The sequence below is a fragment of the Novosphingobium sp. GW821-FHT09E05 genome (genome assembly GCF_059416165.1).
Map to the genome: position 1 here is coordinate 1,641,546 of NZ_JBWKOQ010000001.1, position 18,810 is coordinate 1,660,355.

General features: G+C 65.5%; 12 protein-coding genes and 2 tRNA genes. 10 read left to right on the forward strand and 4 right to left on the reverse strand.

Annotated features, from left to right (window positions below):
- Positions 1 to 75 precede the first annotated feature (75 nt).
- The 10 genes from AC07M9_RS07760 (at position 76) to AC07M9_RS07805 (ending at position 16,584) form a co-directional block, all read left to right on the forward strand.
- Entirely contained in the window at positions 76 to 960 is an 885-nt protein-coding gene (locus tag AC07M9_RS07760; protein WP_494882720.1) for a rod shape-determining protein MreC, read from the forward strand.
- 1 nt (position 961) lies between these two features.
- Positions 962 to 1,510, forward strand: a complete 549-nt coding sequence (locus AC07M9_RS07765; protein ID WP_494882721.1) for a rod shape-determining protein MreD — start codon at positions 962 to 964, stop codon at positions 1,508 to 1,510.
- Complete coding sequence (gene mrdA / locus AC07M9_RS07770) at positions 1,507 to 3,600, forward strand: penicillin-binding protein 2 (RefSeq protein ID WP_494882722.1); 2,094 nt, start codon at positions 1,507 to 1,509, stop codon at positions 3,598 to 3,600. Before AC07M9_RS07765 ends, mrdA begins: the two co-directional genes overlap by 4 nt.
- Positions 3,597 to 4,709 (forward strand): rod shape-determining protein RodA, encoded by a 1,113-nt coding sequence (gene rodA, locus AC07M9_RS07775; RefSeq protein WP_494882724.1) that lies wholly within the window; start codon positions 3,597 to 3,599, stop codon positions 4,707 to 4,709. The genes mrdA and rodA overlap by 4 nt, the downstream gene beginning before the upstream one ends.
- Before the next feature lie 111 nt (positions 4,710 to 4,820).
- A tRNA-Lys gene (locus AC07M9_RS07780) sits at positions 4,821 to 4,896 on the forward strand.
- 25 nt (positions 4,897 to 4,921) lie between these two features.
- Positions 4,922 to 4,997: transfer RNA gene (locus AC07M9_RS07785), tRNA-Lys, on the forward strand.
- Positions 4,998 to 5,962: 965 nt separating this feature from the next.
- Complete coding sequence (locus AC07M9_RS07790) at positions 5,963 to 7,120, forward strand: Druantia anti-phage system protein DruA (RefSeq protein ID WP_494882725.1); 1,158 nt, start codon at positions 5,963 to 5,965, stop codon at positions 7,118 to 7,120.
- A 7-nt stretch (positions 7,121 to 7,127) separates the two neighbouring features.
- Positions 7,128 to 9,935, forward strand: a complete 2,808-nt coding sequence (locus tag AC07M9_RS07795) for a hypothetical protein (protein WP_494882726.1) — start codon at positions 7,128 to 7,130, stop codon at positions 9,933 to 9,935.
- Positions 9,935 to 10,993, forward strand: a complete 1,059-nt coding sequence (locus AC07M9_RS07800; protein ID WP_494882728.1) for a hypothetical protein — start codon at positions 9,935 to 9,937, stop codon at positions 10,991 to 10,993. The genes AC07M9_RS07795 and AC07M9_RS07800 overlap by 1 nt, the downstream gene beginning before the upstream one ends.
- Positions 10,994 to 11,079: 86 nt before the next feature.
- Positions 11,080 to 16,584 carry a DEAD/DEAH box helicase gene (locus tag AC07M9_RS07805; protein ID WP_494882729.1) on the forward strand — a complete coding sequence of 1,835 codons (5,505 nt, stop codon included), beginning with the start codon at positions 11,080 to 11,082 and terminating at the stop codon, positions 16,582 to 16,584.
- A 39-nt stretch (positions 16,585 to 16,623) separates the two neighbouring features.
- Here AC07M9_RS07805 and AC07M9_RS07810 read toward each other — a convergent pair whose 3' ends face one another.
- The 4 genes from AC07M9_RS07810 to AC07M9_RS07825 all read right to left on the reverse strand — a co-directional run bounded on the left by AC07M9_RS07810 (position 16,624) and on the right by AC07M9_RS07825 (position 18,652).
- Positions 16,624 to 17,712 (reverse strand): hypothetical protein, encoded by a 1,089-nt coding sequence (locus tag AC07M9_RS07810; protein ID WP_494882730.1) that lies wholly within the window; start codon positions 17,710 to 17,712, stop codon positions 16,624 to 16,626.
- 39 nt (positions 17,713 to 17,751) lie between these two features.
- Entirely contained in the window at positions 17,752 to 18,012 is a 261-nt protein-coding gene (locus AC07M9_RS07815) for a hypothetical protein (RefSeq protein WP_494882731.1), read from the reverse strand.
- Between the two features lie 67 nt (positions 18,013 to 18,079).
- The gene (locus tag AC07M9_RS07820; RefSeq protein ID WP_494882732.1) at positions 18,080 to 18,367 is read right to left on the reverse strand and encodes a helix-turn-helix domain-containing protein; all 288 of its coding nucleotides are present in this window, start codon (positions 18,365 to 18,367) and stop codon (positions 18,080 to 18,082) included.
- A gap of 3 nt (positions 18,368 to 18,370) precedes the next feature.
- A complete protein-coding gene (locus AC07M9_RS07825; protein WP_494882734.1) occupies positions 18,371 to 18,652 on the reverse strand; it encodes a type II toxin-antitoxin system RelE/ParE family toxin in 282 nt (93 codons plus the stop codon).
- Positions 18,653 to 18,810: the final 158 nt, after the last annotated feature.

The window sequence follows — 18,810 nt, forward strand, 5'->3', positions numbered from 1 at the left end:
GGCCACCTCCCAGACGAACGCGGTAACACCTTCCTGCCGGGGTGACGCCGCGATGATGACAGGAGTGCATGGCGCATGGCACCGCCAGCAAATCGGCGCTCCGGCTTTTCGCGCAGGGCGCAGTACACGACGTTCTTCAGCTATGCCGCCGGCGTCCTCGGCGCGGTGGTGGGGCTGATCCTGCTTGTCGTCGCGCTCGTCAGTCCGGACGCCTTCGCGGTGTTGCGCGGCGCCGCCGCCGACGTGACGGAGCCTGCCGCGCAGACCACCGCCGGCGCGCGGACCACGAGCAAGAACTTCATCGGCACTGTCTCGGGTTTCTTCAAGACCGGCAGCGAGCACGCGCGGCTCGAGCGCGAACTCGCCGAAGCCAAGGTCCGTCTCGTCGAGGCGCAGGCCATCAGGGACGAAAACCGCCGTCTCAAGCAATTGCTCGACTTGCGCGAGCCCGACGCACAGCCGGTGGCCTTCGCGCGGCTGGTCGGGTCGACAAGCGCCAGTTCGCGCCGTTTCGCGACGCTCGGAGCCGGCGCGGACCGTGGGGTGGTCAAGGGCATGCCGATACGTTCGCCGATGGGGCTGGTGGGCCGTGTGCTCGAAGTCGGTTCGTCGAGTTCGCGGGTCCTTCTGGTCACCGACACCGAAAGCCTCGTGCCCGTCCGCCGTGCCCGCGACGGCGTTGCCGCCTTCGCGCAGGGGCAGGGTGACGGCACGATCCGCATCCGCCTCGTGAACCTCGGGCTCAATCCGCTGCGCAAGGGCGATGTGATGGTGACCACGGGCTCGGGTGGTCTCTACCGGCCGGGAACGCCCATGGCGGTGGTGACCGAACTGCGCCGAGACGGCGCCATAGCCCGCGTGCTCAGCAATCCGTCCGACACCGACTACGTCATCATCGATAGGGCCTGGGCTCCGCCACCACCGCCTCCGCCTGCCGACACGCAGCCCGGAAACCGGTAGGATGGCCCTGCTCCCCCGCCCGGACAGCGTGGCCAGGCCCAGGATCAATCGAAAGCCATCCGCGCTCGTCGCGCGCAGCCTGCCGTGGCTGACGGTCATGCTCGGCTCGCTGACGCCGGGTTTCTTGCTGATAGCCTCCGCCCCCGTGCTGCCCCCGCTCGGCTTCCTGTCCTTCCTCGCATGGCGTCAGTTGCGGCCCGGTCTTCTGCCGGTCTGGGCCGGGTTGCCGCTCGGCCTGTTCGACGATCTGTTTTCCGGCCAGCCGTTCGGCAGCGCGGTCCTGCTGTGGTCGATCGCCGCCATCGTGCTGGACGTCATCGAGGCGCGGCTCCCCTGGCGCAACTTCCTCACCGAGTGGCTGGTGGCGATCGGGCTGATCCTGGCCTATATCGTCCTGTGCCTCGGCATCTCCAACCTGGCCGGAGCATCCGCTCCCTTGCGCATCATTGGTCCACAACTCGTGATTTCGATGTTCTCCTACCCGCTCGTGGGACGCCTCATGGCCCTTGTCGACCGCTTCCGGCTCACCCCGTTCGTGCTCATTCGATGAAGATCGACTTCCGGCGCTGGATTCGTCCGCCGCATGTCAGCGCCGGCACCCTGCGCAACAGTTTCGACCGCCGCAGCGTGGTACTGGGCGCGATCCAGGGCGGCATCGGCGTGCTGCTGGCTTCGCGGATGACTTACCTGTCGGTGTTCGAGAATGAGAAGTACAAGCTCGAAGCCGAGAGCAACCGCGTCAACCTGTCGCTGATCCCGCCGCGCCGGGGCTGGATACTCGATCGTAACGGCCAACCGCTCGCCTCGAACCGCGCGGATTTCCGCGTCGACGTCGTGCCCGAGCAGATGAAGGACGCCGAGCGCACCATTGCCGAGCTGGGCCGGTTGCTCTCACTCTCCCCGATCGACCTGCAGGATCTTCAGGACAAGATCGACAAGGCCCATGGCTTCGCGCCCGTCGAAGTGGCGACCGGGCTCGACCTCGAGCGTTTCTCCGCCGTCAGCGTTCGCCTGCCCGACATGCCGGGCGTCGTCACCCAGCGTGGCTTTTCCCGCTTCTATCCCACCGGCCCCTCGGTCGGCCATCTCATAGGCTACGTCGGCGCCGCCTCGGCCGAGGAGTATGAGAAGGACCACGATCCGGTCCTCATCACGCCGGGCTACAAGGTGGGCAAGGACGCGCTCGAGAAGATCTTCGAAAAGGACCTGCGCGGCAAGCCCGGCGCCAGGCGCGTCGAAGTCACCGCCTCGGGCCGTATCGTGCGCAATCTCGACACCCGCGAGGACGTGCCCGGCGAAACCATCAAGCTGACCGTCGATGCCGGTATCCAGGACTATGCGGCGCGGCGGATCGGACCGGAATCGGCGGCGGTCGTCGTCATGGACTGCCGCAACGGCGACGTGCTCGCGATGGCGTCGATGCCCAGCTACGATCCCAATAGCTTCTCCGACGGCATCGGCCGCCTCGAATGGAAGATGCTGTCGGACGACGATCACGTGCCGCTCCGCAACAAGGTCCTGCGCGGGCTCTACCCGCCGGGCTCGACCGTCAAGCCGATGGTCGCGCTATCCTTCATGGAAGCCGGGCTCGACCCCGACGAATCGGTGTTCTGCGGCGGTGGCCTGCGCGTGGGCAACCGCGTGTTCCACTGCTGGAACCACCGCGGCCATGGCCAGGTCAACATGGCCAAGGGCATCTACCAGAGCTGCGACGTCTATTTCTACCACTTCGCCCAGCGCATCGGCATGGACCCGATCGCGGCGATGGCGCGGCGGCTGGGTCTCGGCCACGAGTTCCCGCTTCCGGTCGTTGGCCAGTCCTATGGCACCGTGCCTGACCCGGCCTGGAAGCTGAAGAAGTATGGCAAGGAGTGGCAGACCTTCGACACCGTCAACGCCACGATCGGCCAGGGCTATTTCCTCGTGAATCCGTTGCAGCAGGCGGTCCAGGCCTCGCGCCTCGCCAGCGGTCGGATCATCATGCCGCGCCTGATGCATGGCCAGGACGACAAGCCAGCGCCCTCGCTCGGCGTGCCGGCCGAACACCTCGCCTATATCCACCAGGCCATGTCGGACGTCGCCAACGGGCCGGGGTCCGCCCCGCACGCCCGCCTGCCCTTCCCCGACATCAAGCTGGCCGGGAAGACCGGCACGGCGCAGGTCGTCGGCCTCAACATCGGCAACGGCAAGGGCGGTCAGTGGAAGCACCGCGACCATGGCCACTTCATCTGCTTCGCCCCCGCCGAGAATCCGATCTACGCCTGCTCCGTCGTGGTCGAACACGGCGGCGGCTCCGGCGCGGCCTACCCGATCGCACGCGACGTCCTGACCTATGTCTTCGACAAGCAGAAGGGCATGGACATCCTGACCGAGCTTGAGACGAAGTGGGGCGGCACCGCCAAGGAACGCCTCGACGCCCGCTACCGCGCCTATTCCGCCCAGTACGGCGTCGGCGCGCCCGTGGTCTCGCCGGATGCGGTGCAGGCGGCCGAAGTACCGCAGGACCCGCGCCAGCCTATCGTCAGCGACGCCCAGTCTCCGGCGCCCGAACCCGACGCAGCGCCTGCACCGGCGCCCGATGGCGTGACGCCGGCGGCGCAACCTGCCGTGCCCGGCCCCACCGGAGGAAACCCGCAATGAGCCGCTCGATCGTTCCCGAGGCGATCTCGCGCCAGCCCTGGCAGATGCTCATCCCGCTCTGCGGCCTGGTCTGCCTCGGCGCGGCGGTGCTCTATTCGGCGGCCGGCGGGGGCCTGCAACCTTATGCCCTGAGCCATGTCGTGCGCTTCTGCGTGTTCCTGGTCATGGCGGTGGCGATATCGCATACGAGCCGCAACCTGTTTCGCCTTGCCGCCTACCCCGTCTACGGGGGTATTCTCATGCTGCTGGTCCTGGTCGAACTGATAGGTGCGGTCGGCGGCGGCAGCCAGCGCTGGCTGAACCTCGGTTTCATGTCGCTGCAGCCGTCGGAACTGATGAAGCCCGCCATCGTCCTGGTGCTGGCCCGCTTCTACGAAACCCTGCCCCACGCGATGACGGCCAGCTGGCGCGGCCTCGTACCCGCCGGCGTCCTGATAGGCCTGCCTGCGCTGTTCGTGATGATCCAGCCCGACCTCGGCACCGCGCTGGCGATCTGCTTCGGCGGCGTGGTGACGATGTTCCTCGCCGGCCTGCCGCTGTGGTGGTTCGTGAGCGCCGGCGGGGCGCTCATGGTGATCGCACCGGTCGCGTTCTTCACCCTGCTCCACGACTACCAGCGCAACCGCGTGCTGGTGTTCCTCGACCCCGAGAGCGATCCGCTCGGCACCGGCTATCACATCACCCAATCCAAGATCGCGATCGGCTCCGGCGGCATCTTCGGCAAGGGTTTCGGCAACGGTACACAGAGCCACCTGCAGTACCTGCCGGAGCCCCACACCGACTTCGTGTTCGCCACCATGTCCGAGGAATGGGGCCTCATGGGCGGCTTCTTCGTACTGGCGGTCTTCGCGATCGTGCTGGGGTGGGGCATGGGCGTGGCCCGCCGCGCCCCCGACCGCTTCTCCAGCCTCCTCGCTGCCGGCATGACGGCGACGATGTTCTTTTATGTCATGATCAATCTGATGATGGTCATGGGGCTGGCGCCGGTGGTGGGCATCCCCCTGCCCTTCATGAGCCACGGCGGCACGTCGATGCTCACCAACATGATCTGCCTCGGCACAATCATGGCGGTAAACCGCTGGAATCAGGGGCGCGGATCGCTGCGTTGAGCGGAGCCGCAAACTTTTTCAAATTCCCTCTTCCCATCCTCGAAACAGGCTTTATAGGGGCCTCTCCGCCGCCAAGCGGAAGGCTGAAAAGCCTCTCGAGGCAGGTAGCGTGGACGCATAGCTCAGTTGGTAGAGCAGCTGACTCTTAATCAGCGGGTCCTTGGTTCGAGCCCAAGTGCGTCCACCATACCTATCCCGAACCCACTTTGTGGGGACGCATAGCTCAGTTGGTAGAGCAGCTGACTCTTAATCAGCGGGTCCTTGGTTCGAGCCCAAGTGCGTCCACCAAATTTCTCAGTATTTTCAAGCGGTTACAAGAGGTAAATTTGCCTCTTCGAGGTGCCGCGATCCTAGGATCCTCTTTAGGATCGCTATTGGATCCTTAAACCGACCCCTGCTGTCGCACGACTTACGCATCGGGCCGCCGGCGGCTCGCGATAAGTACTTGCAGGCTATGGGTTGGAATAAGAGTCGATCGTCAGACCTGGATGGTCTCGATCTCTCCAATCGCGATAAACTCGTACAGCTTCGATTTTTGGTCCCTTGCATCTACCTCGCCTGGGGGATTTGGGCCGCGAGGGGCTAGACTGCCTGCACTCTTCCTTCCAGGCTCATTTTTTTTCGCACTTTCCTCCCCCTTCACAATCCGCAGGAATGTTCGTCAGAGCTGACCCGGCAACCGGCAGTTTCACGCCCCGGCACCGAACATGCTGCGGGTATCGGACAACTGCCCGCGGATGCCGCCGGGGTCCTTGGCTTAGTCGCCCAGCACGTGGCACTTCCTTAGGCGATATCCTTCGAACGACACCCCCTCACGCTGCGGATCGGGATCGCCCTGAACTCACTCGAGCGGCATGGGTCGAAGTCTTGCCGCACGATATACGCGCGCTTACAACCGTTCGCTGCGCCCATATGCCTCGTGCCCGACCAACTCAAGCGCTCGGTTGTCGTCGCCATTCAGCCGACCGCAGCTCAAGGCGAACCAATGCTCATTGATCGGAATTGGCGGTAAAGGTCGCAATGCTTTGAATGCCCTGTCCAGGCGCGATTCTGACAAAGAATGCTCAATCATGTATTCCCATTCTCCACAAATACTTGCGTTCGTCGGGTCACTTACGGCATCGCGTGCTTGCTTCCGGGTCGCACAAATGCACATTGGGGCTGGGGGAGCGCGCCGCCGGCTGCTCGACGATGATGATTGGAGCCGCTGACGTATGCCAAGTATTGCGAAACCGTTCAGTCCAGAGGCCGCGTTGAAGCGCTCGCTTCGCGCGCATCTGCGCCAGCTCGGCTTTACCAAGGACGAGGCCGGCGAGCTTGTGCTGCCCGGGGTCGGCAAGGAGATGATCCGGCGGATGCACCGCGGGCAACGACGCGAACGGCTCGCGGCGGCCCAGCCCTTCCTGGCCAGGGCATTGGAACGCGCCCTTCCCAGCTTTGCCGAGGGTGCCGAGATCGACCCCGCAAAAATCCGCCTCAGTCTCCGTCTGATCAAGAGCGACACGCCGGAATCGGACCTGTTCCGGGTGGCAACGCTGACCTGGTCGGTCCCTGTGTCAGCCGGTTTCGGCCGGCGGATGCGCTATCTTGTCTGGGACGAGGCGCATGACCGGCTCGCCGGCGTGATCGCGCTCGGCGATCCCGTCTATAATCTCTCGGTGCGCGACGCGCTGATCGATTGGACCGTGGACGACCGGGCCAAGCGTCTCGTCGGCATCCTGGACGCCTACGTGCTGGGCGCCGTGCCACCTTATAATTTCCTGCTCGGCGGCAAGGCGATCGCCTGCCTGATTCGCTCGCGTGACGTGTTCGACGACTTCCAGCGGCTGTATGGCCGATCGATCGGCGTCATCTCGAAACAGGCCAAAAAGGCGGCATTGGTTGCCGTCACCACCACCTCCTCGATGGGGCGCTCGTCGGTCTATAACCGGCTCCGACTTGGCGGCACTTCCTATTTCGAGCGCATCGGATTCACCGAAGGATGGGGCCATTTCCACATCACCGATGCGCTATTCGACCGGATGCGCGATTATCTGCGTGATCGCGACCATCGCTACGCCGACAAACACAAATTCGGCGAAGGCCCGAACTGGCGATTACGGACCATCCGTGCGGCGCTCGCGGCCCTGGACTTCAATGAGAATATTCTGCGCCACGGCATCAAGCGCGAGGTTTTCATCTCGAAGCTTGCCGCCAACGCCTATGACGTTCTGCGTGCGGGTGCCGCGGCGCCCGACGTCTCGGACCTGCTGAGCGTTGCCGACATTTCGGATCTCGCGCGTGAGCGATGGATGGTTCCCCGCGCCGAACGTGGCGAGATCGACTATCGCGGTTGGCAGCGCGACATGATCCCGCGCCTGATCAAAGGCCGGCTCGATTCGACGCGGCTCGCCGAGCGCCGCGCAGGCTGATCCGGCCATGCTGGACGACGCGCAACGCCAGCTCGAAGCCCGCTTCACCGAATTAGCGGCGATGCGCAAGCCGCTGAACTATCCGGTCTATGCCCTGGAGCATGGGCTCGAGTCCGAGCTGGTGGAGGCCATCGCCAAAGCCGCAAGCCTCGAGCTCCGCCAATCAGGATTGCAGAAAGCCCATTGGCTGGTCTGGGCCGCGCTGGCGGCGGAAGCCGGCTACCGCTATGCTGGTGAAGAATATTGGCCGGCGCTTGAGCGCGCGCGCGGCGAATGGCGGGCCAATGATTTCCGCGACCGGCTGAGGATCTGGTTTCGGACGTTTCACACGACCTATGGCGGCCCCGTGCCCAAGGGGCGATGGGCCGCGCATTTCAACATCATCGCCTGGCCGATCAACAGCGCGATCCTGCCGCGCTACCTGCAGGATCATTTCGCGCGGCACCTCTATAATCTGCGCTATGAGCTCGCCCATCGCGCCCAGGCTGACCCGAGCAACATCGGCCGGTTCCTGTTCGACAGATATGACGGCAGTTCCTCGCGCTTCGCTTATTTTCTCCAGCAGACCGAGTTGACCACCATGCTCGTGCTGGCGCTACGCGAAGATGAGAGCGGTGCGCTACCGCGAATCTCGCCCACGCTGCTGACCCGCATCGTCGCCGATCTCGAAGCCAAGCGCCTCGCACGCGACTACCTGCGCGAGGCACGCGCGGTGATCCGCACACGGAGATTCGCGCTGTCGTCGCCCTTGCGGGCCGGCACCCGCCTCGCCGGCGCTGCGGGCGGTGGCCAGCCCGCCGCCATTCTCGGCCCGAAGCTTGCAGCCAGGCTCCAGCCTGATCGCGGCCTGTCGCTCGCGCTGACCATTCCCGACTTCGCAGCCGCATTGGCGCGCGCCGGGCTCGACGCCACCGCGCTGCGCGGCGTCCGTGTACGCCCGCCCGGCGATGCGGAGCGTTGGACGCCGGCCAGCAACCTGCTCACCTTGGCCGGGCAGGCACGCGAGATCACCGTGTTCCCTGCGCCGGCCGCACCGGTCATTGCGCTGCAGGGCGAAACGCAGCCGCTCCGCATGATCTTCGGCCCGCTCTGTCAGCTCGAGGAACGATCATGCTGGGTGCTGCGGCGGTTCGGCGACGGTCTCTATCGACAAGTCGTCCAAGGGCATGTCCGCCCGGATCAGTCCTATGTCATCCTGGCCCGCAGGTCGCTGCCCGATGCCGACGTCGCACTGGCCGGTCTTGTCCCGCTGCCCGCCGCGATGCCAAACATGGTCGCCTATCGCCTGAAGGTGGCGGACCGGATTACCGATGACCAGGCGGCTGCTCTCGCGCGGCTGACGATCGGCACCAAGGCAGCGATATGGGTCGAGCCGGCGGGCCTGGCGCCGCGGCCGGCGGGCGCCGAGACAGTCGCACGCTGGCTCTCGACCGAACCCGTCATCCTTCGCATCCGCGCCGACCATGACGTTTCCGGATTCGTGGCCCGGCTCGACGGTGCAGAGCCCGAACGGATCGCCACGGCGTCCAACGAGGTCCTGCTTGCGCTGGGCGACCTGCCCCTTGGCCGCCACCAACTGGAGTTGGCCGCAATCCCGGGCGCGTCAGGACCCGGATCAGCGGGCACGGTCGCCACCATGATGTTCGCGTTTGAGGTGGCGGCGCCGCAGCCCTGGCCGGAAGCGGTGCGCGACAAGGCGGGCTTCCGCCTTGTCGTGTCACCGGCCAACGCACCGCTCGAAGACGTTCTCGCCGGCCGGGCCCCGCTCAGCGTAATCGGTCCGGCCGGCCGCCAGGTGCAATGGTCGCTCGACACCTTCGACGCCGGGGGCAATCTCGCCACCGCCAACCGCGGTGGTGCAACCGGCTCGCGATCGACCGAAACCGACATCACCCAGGTCATCGCGCGCCTGCGCAGAAGCAATTCCGAAGCGATCGATCGCGCGCATCGCGTGGACATCAGCGCGGCCATCGACGAACTCGGGGTCCAGACCCTTCGCTTCTCCCATGCGGTCGAGCCGCTGCGCTGGATATTCGAGCCCAAGCAGCATGCAGTGCGCCTCATCGACGAGACAGCGCACGAAGAGCCGATCGAGGTGACCGGGCTTCCGCTGGCGGCACCATTGGAACGGATGACGCTTGCGGCTCCGGCGCTGATCGACGGGCAAGCGGTCGAAAGCCCCGGCATGCTGCTGACCGCGCGCTACCGGGGACGAAGCCAGACGGCGTTCATCAGCGTCCCGGCGAGCGCGACCCTGCACAGCTTTGCCGAGCTGGATCTCGTTCAGCGCTTCGACCTGCCGGACAGCGCCACCGAAGCGCTGCTCTTGCTAGTGCGCACCCTGGCGCTGTGGACAAGGGCGCACGCACTCGGTCACCTCGCCATCGTCCGCAAGGCGGTGACTGTCGACAAGCTGCGCGACAAGGTTGCAATGCTCGCCGTCGGGGCAGATTTTGCGTCGCTACTCAAGAATGGCGGACCCGCGGCGCTGAGGGCAGCGCGGGACATGGTCGGCGGTTCGCCCGGCTTTCGGTCGCGGATGTGCAGCCATGCATGGGACCTATCGCTGCGGGACTCGATCCCGGCCTTCGCGTCCTATGCTGACACCTATCAGGTCGAGTCCGATGCCAAGCGTGCTGCCGCCGCGCTGGCGCTCGCCTTCGATCCGCTGCGGCTGCGGTTCGGCTATGGTTCCGAAGCCGAGGCCAAGGCCGAGCGGCTGCTGGCGAACCGGACATTGTTGCGCGGCGCTTATCTCGCACGCGCGCATGCCCGGGCGCAAGCCGATGGCGCCGCCATCGCGGTGGCAGGCTGATGCGCAGCCTCTATCCCGCCGACCTGCTCCTGTCCGTCGGCGACGGCCTGGCCGTTTCCGATCCAGGCGCGATCGGCCAGTTGCTCAAACCCGCGCTACGGCGCGCTGTGCATATTCTCGCGCCGGCTGCGCGCAGCGATCTCGTCCGCTTCGTCGCCGACCCGCTTGCGGCCTTCAGCGACCAGCGCGACGCCGTCGAGCGCGCGCTGGACGAGATGATCGTCTATGGGGATATCCTCGCCATGCGGCGCCAGTCGCTCGATAGCTGGGGCGCACCCGCCGAGGTGCTGCGGCCCGCGCCGCCGACCTTCGTGCGGCGGGGCAATGGCGAATTCATCATCCTCGGCGTCGCCGGCGACCACCCGACCGCACTCAGTCAGGAACTCGACGCCTTGTTGGTCGATGACGGCATGGTCCGCCGGCTCGTGACCCAGGGCGAGGATCTTTCGGCGCACCTTCGCCTGTTGGGCTTCGCCCAGCTCAGCGAGCAGGCCTGGTTGCGAACGCCGCCGGCGGAAAGTGCCGCGGTCCATCTCGCGCGCTGGCAGGCCAAGCTCGATGCCGCGCCGGCGCTCGATCATGCGGTCGATGGCCTCGACCTTCTCGATGGCGCCTGCGATCCGCTCTTCTATCGCGGCCGATGGACGGCCCCGGGCACGCAGAGCGGCATATTCGTCGCGCGGCGACCCCAGCTTTATGGCGCGCCACTGTGGAGTCTGGTGCGCGTGGAACAGGGCCGGACCCGGCGTCTGATCGACCTCTATGCCGATGACGACCGGCAACGCCCCTGCGATCTGGCCTGGCGCATACAGGCAGCACTCGATGCCGAACGCGCCACGCCCCAGCGCGCGCGTATCCGGCGGTCGACTGGATCGGCATCGATCGATCTCTTCTCTCCGCTCCCTGCGTTTGCAGAACGCCGCCTGGCGCTGGTCGGGACCAAGGTCGCGGGCGCGCAATGCCTGTACAGTTTCACACTGCCAATCGCCCGCCTGGCCGAGGAGGTCGGCGCGCTCCGCGCGCAGCTGTGGATGGCCGTCGATGAGGAAGATGCATGACCGCGACTGTCCAGGAAACGATCGATACGCTGCACGAGACCCTGCGCGGTTACATCGAGGCAACCTATCATATCGCCGACCCCGGCGTGGTCGCGCAGCGCCGGCAACTGCTCGAAGCCGCCGGCGGGATCTTCCAGATTCCCTTCCTGGAATCGACCCCGCGCTATGTCACCGGCAAGCGTTTCGCCGAGATGGCCGACATACCGGCGGCGGCGCGCGAAGCCTATGAACGTCTGTCCGACCCCGCGTTGGGCCAACCGCTGCTGTTCGATCCGCCCTATGCGCATCAGGCCGATGCGATCGGCACGATTCTGCGCGACAGCCGCAACCTGATGATCATGACCGGAACGGGCTCGGGCAAGACCGAGTCCTTCCTGCTTCCCATCCTGGGCAAATTCGCGATCGAGGCGCGCGAGCGCCCCCAGCAATTTGCCGACCATGCCGCAGTGCGGGCAATGGTGCTCTATCCGATGAACGCGCTGGTCAACGACCAACTCGGCCGCCTGCGCCTCCTCTTCGGCGACACGCGGGTGATCGAGATGTTCGAGCACTGGGCGGGTCGCCCCGCAACCTTTGCCCGTTATACGAGCCGGACGCCCTATGCCGGCGTCCGCAACCGCAAGAAAGATGGGCGCCGCCTGAAATCGATCGGCGAGTTCTTCGTCTCGCTCGAGCAGGCGGCAGACCGGCACACTGCCGGCACCCCCATTGTGGCGTCGGAGGACAAGCGCGCGTTCGAGCTCGTCCAGACGTTGCGCCAGAAAGGAAAATGGCCGGCCAAGGGCCGCATTGCCGACTGGTTCGGATCGGGCAATTGGCTGGACAGCCAGGGCCAGTTCCGCCGCGCGATCGCGCTCGACGACGATGCTGAACTGATCACCCGCCATGAGGCCCAGACAGCGCCCCCGGACCTGCTCATCACCAACTATTCGATGCTCGAATATATGATGCTGCGGCCGATCGAGCGCCCGATCTTCCAGCGCACACGCGCATGGCTGGAAGCCTGCCCGGACGAGAAATTCCTCATCGTCCTCGACGAGGCGCACCTCTATCGCGGTGCGCAGGGCGCCGAAGTCGGCCTGCTGCTGCGCCGGTTGTGCGAGCGGCTCGCGATCCCGGCCGAACGCTTTCAGGTCATCTGCGCGACCGCCAGCTTCAGCGAAGCGGGCAAGGCGAAGGCCGGCGCCTTCGGCGCCGCGTTGAGCGGCGCCGATCCCGCATCGTTCGATCCGGCGCCCGGTGATTACAAGCTGCGGCCCGATCCGGCCGTGGGTGGGCCGGAAGATCTCGATGCTCTGCTGAGCGTCGACCTTGGCGGCTTTTATGCCGAGACCGAAGCTGAGCGCGACGCCGCCATCGCGCCTTTTCTCGCCTTTCGCGGCGTCAATGGATCGCTTGGCCATGGCCCGGCGCTTCATGCCGCGCTGGAAACTTACGGCCCCTTCTCCAAGCTCGTGAACGATACGATGCGTGCGGCCCGCTCCTTTGGCGAGCTTCGCGAGTTGATCTTTCCCGACGCGCCCGCGGGCGCCGGCGACCGCGCCGTCAACGCCTTGCTCGCGCTCGGCAGCCGGGCGCGGCTGAAACCCGACGATGCCAGCCTGCTTCCCTGCCGCGTCCATGCGTTCCATCGCGGCTTGCCAGGTCTCTGGGCCTGCATGGACCCCGAGTGCGAGACGCTTCAACCCGATGCCCGCGGCGGCCCGATCGGGCGCCTCTATGCCCAGCCGCGCGGGCGCTGCGGCTGCGGCGCGCCCGTGCTCGAATATTATACCTGCCGCTATTGTGGCACGTCCTATGCCCGGGCCTATGTCAAGGACGTCGCCAATCCCGAACATCTCTATGCCGATCCCGGCGAAGCCTTGCTGACCGAAGGCGGTGCGACCACTGCGTTTCAGCCGCTCGATCTGCTGCTCGAGACACCGCCGACCGCGACACAGGGTCTGGAACGCGTCTATGATCTCATGTCCGGCCTGCTCGATCCTGATCCGTTGGGGCCGCGCACGCGCAGCGTCTATCTGAAGCCGCAGATCGCAACGCTGGCCCCGCCAACGAGCGACGACGATGCGGATGAGGATGACGGCGAGGCCGGCGACGAGGCCGCGCCGACCGCCGGGCCCGGCGAATTCGTCCCCTGTGGCTGCTGCAAACGCCGCGTGCGCGGCGGCAAGTCGAGCGTCCAGGATCATGTCACCAAGGGCGATCAGCCGTTCCAGGCACTGCTCGCCGCCCAGATCAAGGTCCAGCCGCCTGGACCGACACCAGCGACCGAGTTCGCGCCGTTGCGCGGGCGCAAGGTGCTCGTCTTCTCGGACTCGCGGCAAGTGGCGGCGCGGCTTGCTCCCACCCTGCAGCTCTTCTCGCTGCGCGACACGCTGCGCGCGCTGCTGCCGGTCGGTTATCGCGACCTGCTGCAGCACCCCGGGTTCGGATCATCGCTGACGCTCGATCGCGCTTGGCTGGCGGTTGTCGTGGCCGCCTACCGGCTCGAGGTCCGTCTCCGCCCCGAGCTTGAAGGGCCGGAGACGATGCCACGGGTCGAGGACACGCCGCCGGGCGCCATTCCCGACACGCCGCAACTGTTCGAGCTGCTCGGCAAGAAGCCACCTGCCAATCTCACCAAGGCGATCTTCGAGGTCCTGCGCGACAACATTCTTGGCCTCGAGCCCCTCGCGATCGCGTCGCTGATTGAAGCGCCGAGCATCACCAAGAAGCTGCTCGAACTGCCGGACCTGCCCGGGCTCGCCGAAACCCCGGAGCAGAAGCTCGCCGTCGTGCGCGTCTGGCTGCGGGCATGGCTGCGCAAGAACGGCGTGTGGTTCCGGGACATGTCCGATAGCTGGTGGGGACCGGGCCAACTCGTGCGCGCGCACAAGGGCGTGTTCACCACGCTCAAATATGTGTTCTCGTCCGGCGATCTTAAAAAGGGCTTCGGAAAACTCTGGCTGCCGACACTGCTGCAATATTTCACCGAGGATCCTCCTGCGGGCCGCCGGATGGAAGCCCGCAATCTATCACTGGCGCTCGGCGGGGCTTGGCGGCGCTGCGCGCAATGCACGTCGGTCCATCGCCCTATCGAAACGGTGGCGGTCTGCATCGATTGCGGCTCGGCGGATGTTCACGCTTTCGAGCCCGACACCGACCTCGTGTTCAATGCCCGCAAAGGCTTTTACCGCAGGCCGGTGATGGACGCATTGGCCATCGAACAGCCCATGCTCATGTCACTGATCGCTGCCGAGCATACCGCGCAGCTCAACGCGGCGCAGGCCGATGAAGCCTTTTCCCAGGCCGAGCATCACGAGATGCAGTTCCAGGACATCGATCTCGCCTGGCGGACGATCGATCAGCACAAGAACACCAGCATCGACGTCCTCAGCAGCACCACGACGATGGAGGTGGGCATCGACATCGGCGCCCTGTCCGGCGTCGCCTTGCGCAACATGCCACCGGGACGCGCCAATTATCAGCAGCGCGCCGGCCGCGCCGGACGGCGCGGCAATGCCGTCGCGACCGTCATCGCCTTCGGCAGTGCCGACAGCCATGACGATCATTATTTCACCAATCCCCGCGAGATGATCCGCGGCGAAGTGATCGATCCCCGGCTTACCCTAGAAAATCCCAACATCGCCCGGCGGCACATCCGCGCCTTCCTGCTCCAGCGCTATCACGAGGCGCGCATCCAGCACCTCGATCCGTCGGATGAGAGCCTTGCCAACCTCTTCTCGGTGCTGGGAACGGTGGGCGACTTCAAGGATCCCGCCAAGCCGCTCAATCGCGCCGATCTCGCCGCTTGGCTGCAGCAGGATTATGCCACTCTGGCTGAGGCGATCGATCGCTGGCTGCCCGAGGAGTTGAGCAGCGCCGACCGCGCTGCACTGCTCGGCACCTTCTCCGCCGACCTGCTGCATGCGGTCGACGAGGCGATCGACGGCACCGCCGCAGCGCCGCTGCCGCCGACGGTCGAGAGCGACGATGATGCAGAGGACGATCTGCCCGCAGTGGCGCCTTGGGTCGGTGCCGACGATCCGGCGCAGTTGGCCGACCCCGACGTGCCCCCCCCCGAGATCGACCCGCAGCCCGACAACGATGCGCTGGTCGACGCCGCAGCGGACAATCTACTCGATCGCCTGCTCTATTGGGGCGTGCTGCCTCGCTACGCCTTCCCCACCGATGTCGCCCCCTTCTACGTGTTCAGCCCGAAATCCACCGCCTATCGGGCCAAAATGGAATTCGCGCCGAGCCAGGGCCTCAACATCGCCTTGTCGCAATATGCGCCGAACAAGCAGATCTGGATCAAGAACAAACAATATACGTCGCGGGCAATCTACTCGCCCTATCGCGATGATCGCTACAATGCCTGGGGCAAGCGCCGGCTCTATTTCGAATGCAGCCACTGCGGCCACGCCATGACCGACGAATATGACCACGACCGCCGCGGCACCTCGATCACCTGCGAGGCGTGCATGACCCCGCAGAGCTTCGGCCCGGCCAAGCCGTGGTTCCGTCCGCCCGGCTTCGCGCACCCCTGGTATCAGCCGGCTCCCTCGACGCCGGACGAGCCCAACGAAACCGCCTATGCGACGCGCGCCAAGCTGGTGATGCCGTCCGGCGGGACAGGCGGCATCCTCCTCAATCCGCGATTGAGTGCGCTGGAGGCGCGGCCGCGGCTGCTGGTGTCAAACTCGGGACCCGAAGGCGACGGCTATGACTATTGCAAGAAATGCGGGCGCATCGAATCGGTGAGCGCACCCGTCGACAATATCCGCCAGCCCCACCCCCTTCCCTATCCGAACAACAACGAGCCGCTATGTGAGGGCATTCCCTGGCGCGGCGTCGTTCTCGGTGCCGACTTCCCGACCGATATCGCGCTATTCGCGCTTCGCCTCGAAGGCCCGTTCCGGCTGCCGCCCGCCAATTCCGAGACCCTCTCGGCGATGCGGACGATCTGCGAGGCGCTGGCAAAGGCCGCCTGCCGGCTTCTCGAGATCGAAGTCGGCGAGATTCTTGCCGAATATCGACCCGCCCTCAACAGCGCCGCCGGCGCTGCCGGGACGCTGGTGGAAATCTTCCTCTACGACACGCTGGCTGGCGGCGCCGGTTTCTCGCCCCAACTGGCGTTCAGGGGCCTCGAACTGTTCGAAACCGCGCTCGACATCCTCGAAGCCTGCCCCGAGGGCTGCGACTCGTCCTGCTATCGGTGCCTGCGCAGCTTTCGCAACCGGCTCGACCATGCCCTGCTCGATCGCCATGTCGGCGCCCAGATCGTACGTCATATCCTGACAGGCGAGACGCCGGCCTTTGCGCCGGGCCGCGCAGCGATGGCGCTGACCGTCGTCGGCGACGAGCTCGAGCGGCAGTTTTCCGCCCATTTCGACATCATCCGCGCCTTCCATGCGATCCCCGCCGTTAAGGCACCACTGATCGTCCGGCGCAAATTGGACGATGCCGAGACCTTGATCGACATTCATTCCCCGGTCGCACGCGATATCCCAATTTTCGGAACACAGGATATGAGCGCGATCATCGTCGACGAGCAGATGGTGCGGCGTCATCTCGGCGCGGTCGTGGAGCGGATCAGCCTCGCGCTCTGACACAGCGCAGGCTGGTCGCATCCCCCCGCGCGGAGTGAATCAGCCCTTGAGGGTCGGGAACAGCGTGCCGACGGCGCCGATCGCGCCACCGACGACCATCATCGCGAAGAGCGGCCAGGTGAACTGATCGGCCTTCAATACGGCGATCGCGGCGGGCGCCGCCGCGCCGACCGCGATGAAGCCGATGCGCGCTATCGTCCAGCCGAGCGCACCGCGAAAGCGCGCTTCCAAGGTGATGTCGCAGCGATCGACGACATCGGACGGTTTCGCTTGATCGGGGATCTTGAGGCTGATGCGCAAGCCGGCCGGCACTGACATCTGCGCTGGCGTCGAGGTGAAGTGCGACCGATTGAGGTCGTAGCGCGAATCCAATGTATTGCTTGCCGACGTGGTAAAGCGCACGGTCGGGTCGCTGCTTTCGCAGGCGAGCTTGGACGGGTGGGCAAGCGGTGCCCCGCCGGCCGGCGAATAGCTGTACAGCTCAAGCCAGTAACGCCAGCCGAGCCAGAGCGAATATCGGCCATCGACCGGAAGGATCTCAACAGAACCCTTGCGCCGGCTCCACCACCAGCGATCGTTGGTGTTGAGCGCGAAAACGGTAAAGAAGGACAGCCCCTTGCCCGGTGCGAAGCGTGGGTCGGCGCTGAGCGCCGTCGCCGTCGCCTCGAACGCTGCCATCGCCTTGGCGCCTGGGGCATATTGGCTGTTGCGATGGAGTTCCGCCCCGACACTCAGCGCGAATTTGCCGGTTGGTCCTTTGCCCTGGGGGTCGAATGCCGGCAGCAGATCGCGCTCGCCTCGCTGCAAGGCAGCGCGGAGGGCCGCGTCGTCGAGCGCGGCGACGAAGCTGTCGGCGTTGAGCGTGAAAATCCACGAGGAACCGACGATCTCGACCTTCGCCACCGTCGCGAAACGGCACGGAATAAGCCATGTGGTCTGGGCCGCCGCATCAACCGACAGGTAACAGATCAGGACCGGCTCGCCGGCGAGGCTGCGCTGGCTCAGCAAGCCGTGGACATATTTCTTGTCGTACCGGAACTGAAAGCTTGTGCCCGCCGGATGCGCCAGCGCACGAATGATATCGTCGGCGTAGCGCTGCTGCGCGCTCGACGAGATGAGAATGAGCATCCGCCCCCCTTCGACCGGCCGGCGCAACTGCGCCCTCCCTTATTTTACAAAATTGGGGGCACCATTCTTCACCTTCCATTTGAGGTGAATCCAGCCAGGCGGGATATAGTGCGAAATGCCGTTCGCATCGAAGATGCGATGACCGCGGCTCTCGCTGACGTTCAGCTTGAGCGGCGCACTGATCCGGATTTTTTCACCGCCCAGGAACTGATATTCGCGCCACTGCTCGCTCGAAATATCCGCGAATTCGAGATCGGTGGCATTCTTAAATTCCGGCACGTCCGCGACTCTGGTGGCCATGGCAAACTCCTGCGATCAAACTTCTATAGGGACGATCCGAGCTTCCAGCACTCTGATCCTCCTTTGGCTAAACGCGCGCCGCGACGCTTGCGACCGCGGTGGGATTCTCGGCGATGATGCTGAGCAGGATACGCGCGGCCCGCTCCGGCTGCTTGCGCCCCTGCTCCCAATCCCGCAACGCCCCGACCGTGAAACCATAGGTCCGCGCGAAGACTTCCTGCGTCATGCCGTTGGCCTGCCGGATAGCCTTCACATCGACCGGCTCGTGTACCCGCGCGCGGGTCGTGTCGCCGTTCGCATAGGCGATCGCATCGTTCAGCCCGGCGGCAATCTTGTCGAACGCTCTCTTAGTCATCGCTTACTTCCCATAAGCCGCGGCAAGGAGCTTGGTCAGCTTTGCCAGATCGTTGCGCTCGGCCTTCGTCAAATTATCCTTTTCGCCCTTGGCGAACACCGTAATCAGAAACGTCGGCACGCCATCGCCGGCATAATAGCTGATGATCCGATACCCGCCCGACTTCCCGCGCCCTGGTTTCGCGACGCGGAGCTTTCGCGCGCCGCCGCAGCCCGGCATGATCGCTCCGGCTTCCGGATCGGCGGCGATGATCGAGACCACATTGTCCCGCTCTTCATCGGTCATTCCGGCATCATCCGCAGCCGCGAGATAGGCGTTTGTCTCGACTACCGTGTGCATAGGATATACGGCCTGGCCGTAGTTTGGTCAAGCCGGGAAAGATGTCCCCTCACCAATGCCTCCAGACCTAGCCTAGCGCTCATATCGTGATCGCCGGGCTCGAG

Bases quoted from the DNA above. Each gene is read 5' to 3' on its own strand.
- AC07M9_RS07815 (WP_494882731.1), bottom strand. From the start codon at position 18,012: ATGGCCACCAGAGTCGCGGACGTGCCGGAATTTAAGAATGCCACCGAT.
- AC07M9_RS07825 (WP_494882734.1), bottom strand. From the start codon at position 18,652: ATGACCGATGAAGAGCGGGACAATGTGGTCTCGATCATCGCCGCCGAT.
- AC07M9_RS07820 (WP_494882732.1), bottom strand. From the start codon at position 18,367: ATGACTAAGAGAGCGTTCGACAAGATTGCCGCCGGGCTGAACGATGCG.
- mrdA (WP_494882722.1), top strand. From the start codon at position 1,507: ATGAAGATCGACTTCCGGCGCTGGATTCGTCCGCCGCATGTCAGCGCC.
- AC07M9_RS07800 (WP_494882728.1), top strand. From the start codon at position 9,935: ATGCGCAGCCTCTATCCCGCCGACCTGCTCCTGTCCGTCGGCGACGGC.
- AC07M9_RS07765 (WP_494882721.1), top strand. From the start codon at position 962: ATGGCCCTGCTCCCCCGCCCGGACAGCGTGGCCAGGCCCAGGATCAAT.
- AC07M9_RS07760 (WP_494882720.1), top strand. From the start codon at position 76: ATGGCACCGCCAGCAAATCGGCGCTCCGGCTTTTCGCGCAGGGCGCAG.
- AC07M9_RS07795 (WP_494882726.1), top strand. From the start codon at position 7,128: ATGCTGGACGACGCGCAACGCCAGCTCGAAGCCCGCTTCACCGAATTA.
- rodA (WP_494882724.1), top strand. From the start codon at position 3,597: ATGAGCCGCTCGATCGTTCCCGAGGCGATCTCGCGCCAGCCCTGGCAG.
- AC07M9_RS07810 (WP_494882730.1), bottom strand. From the start codon at position 17,712: ATGCTCATTCTCATCTCGTCGAGCGCGCAGCAGCGCTACGCCGACGAT.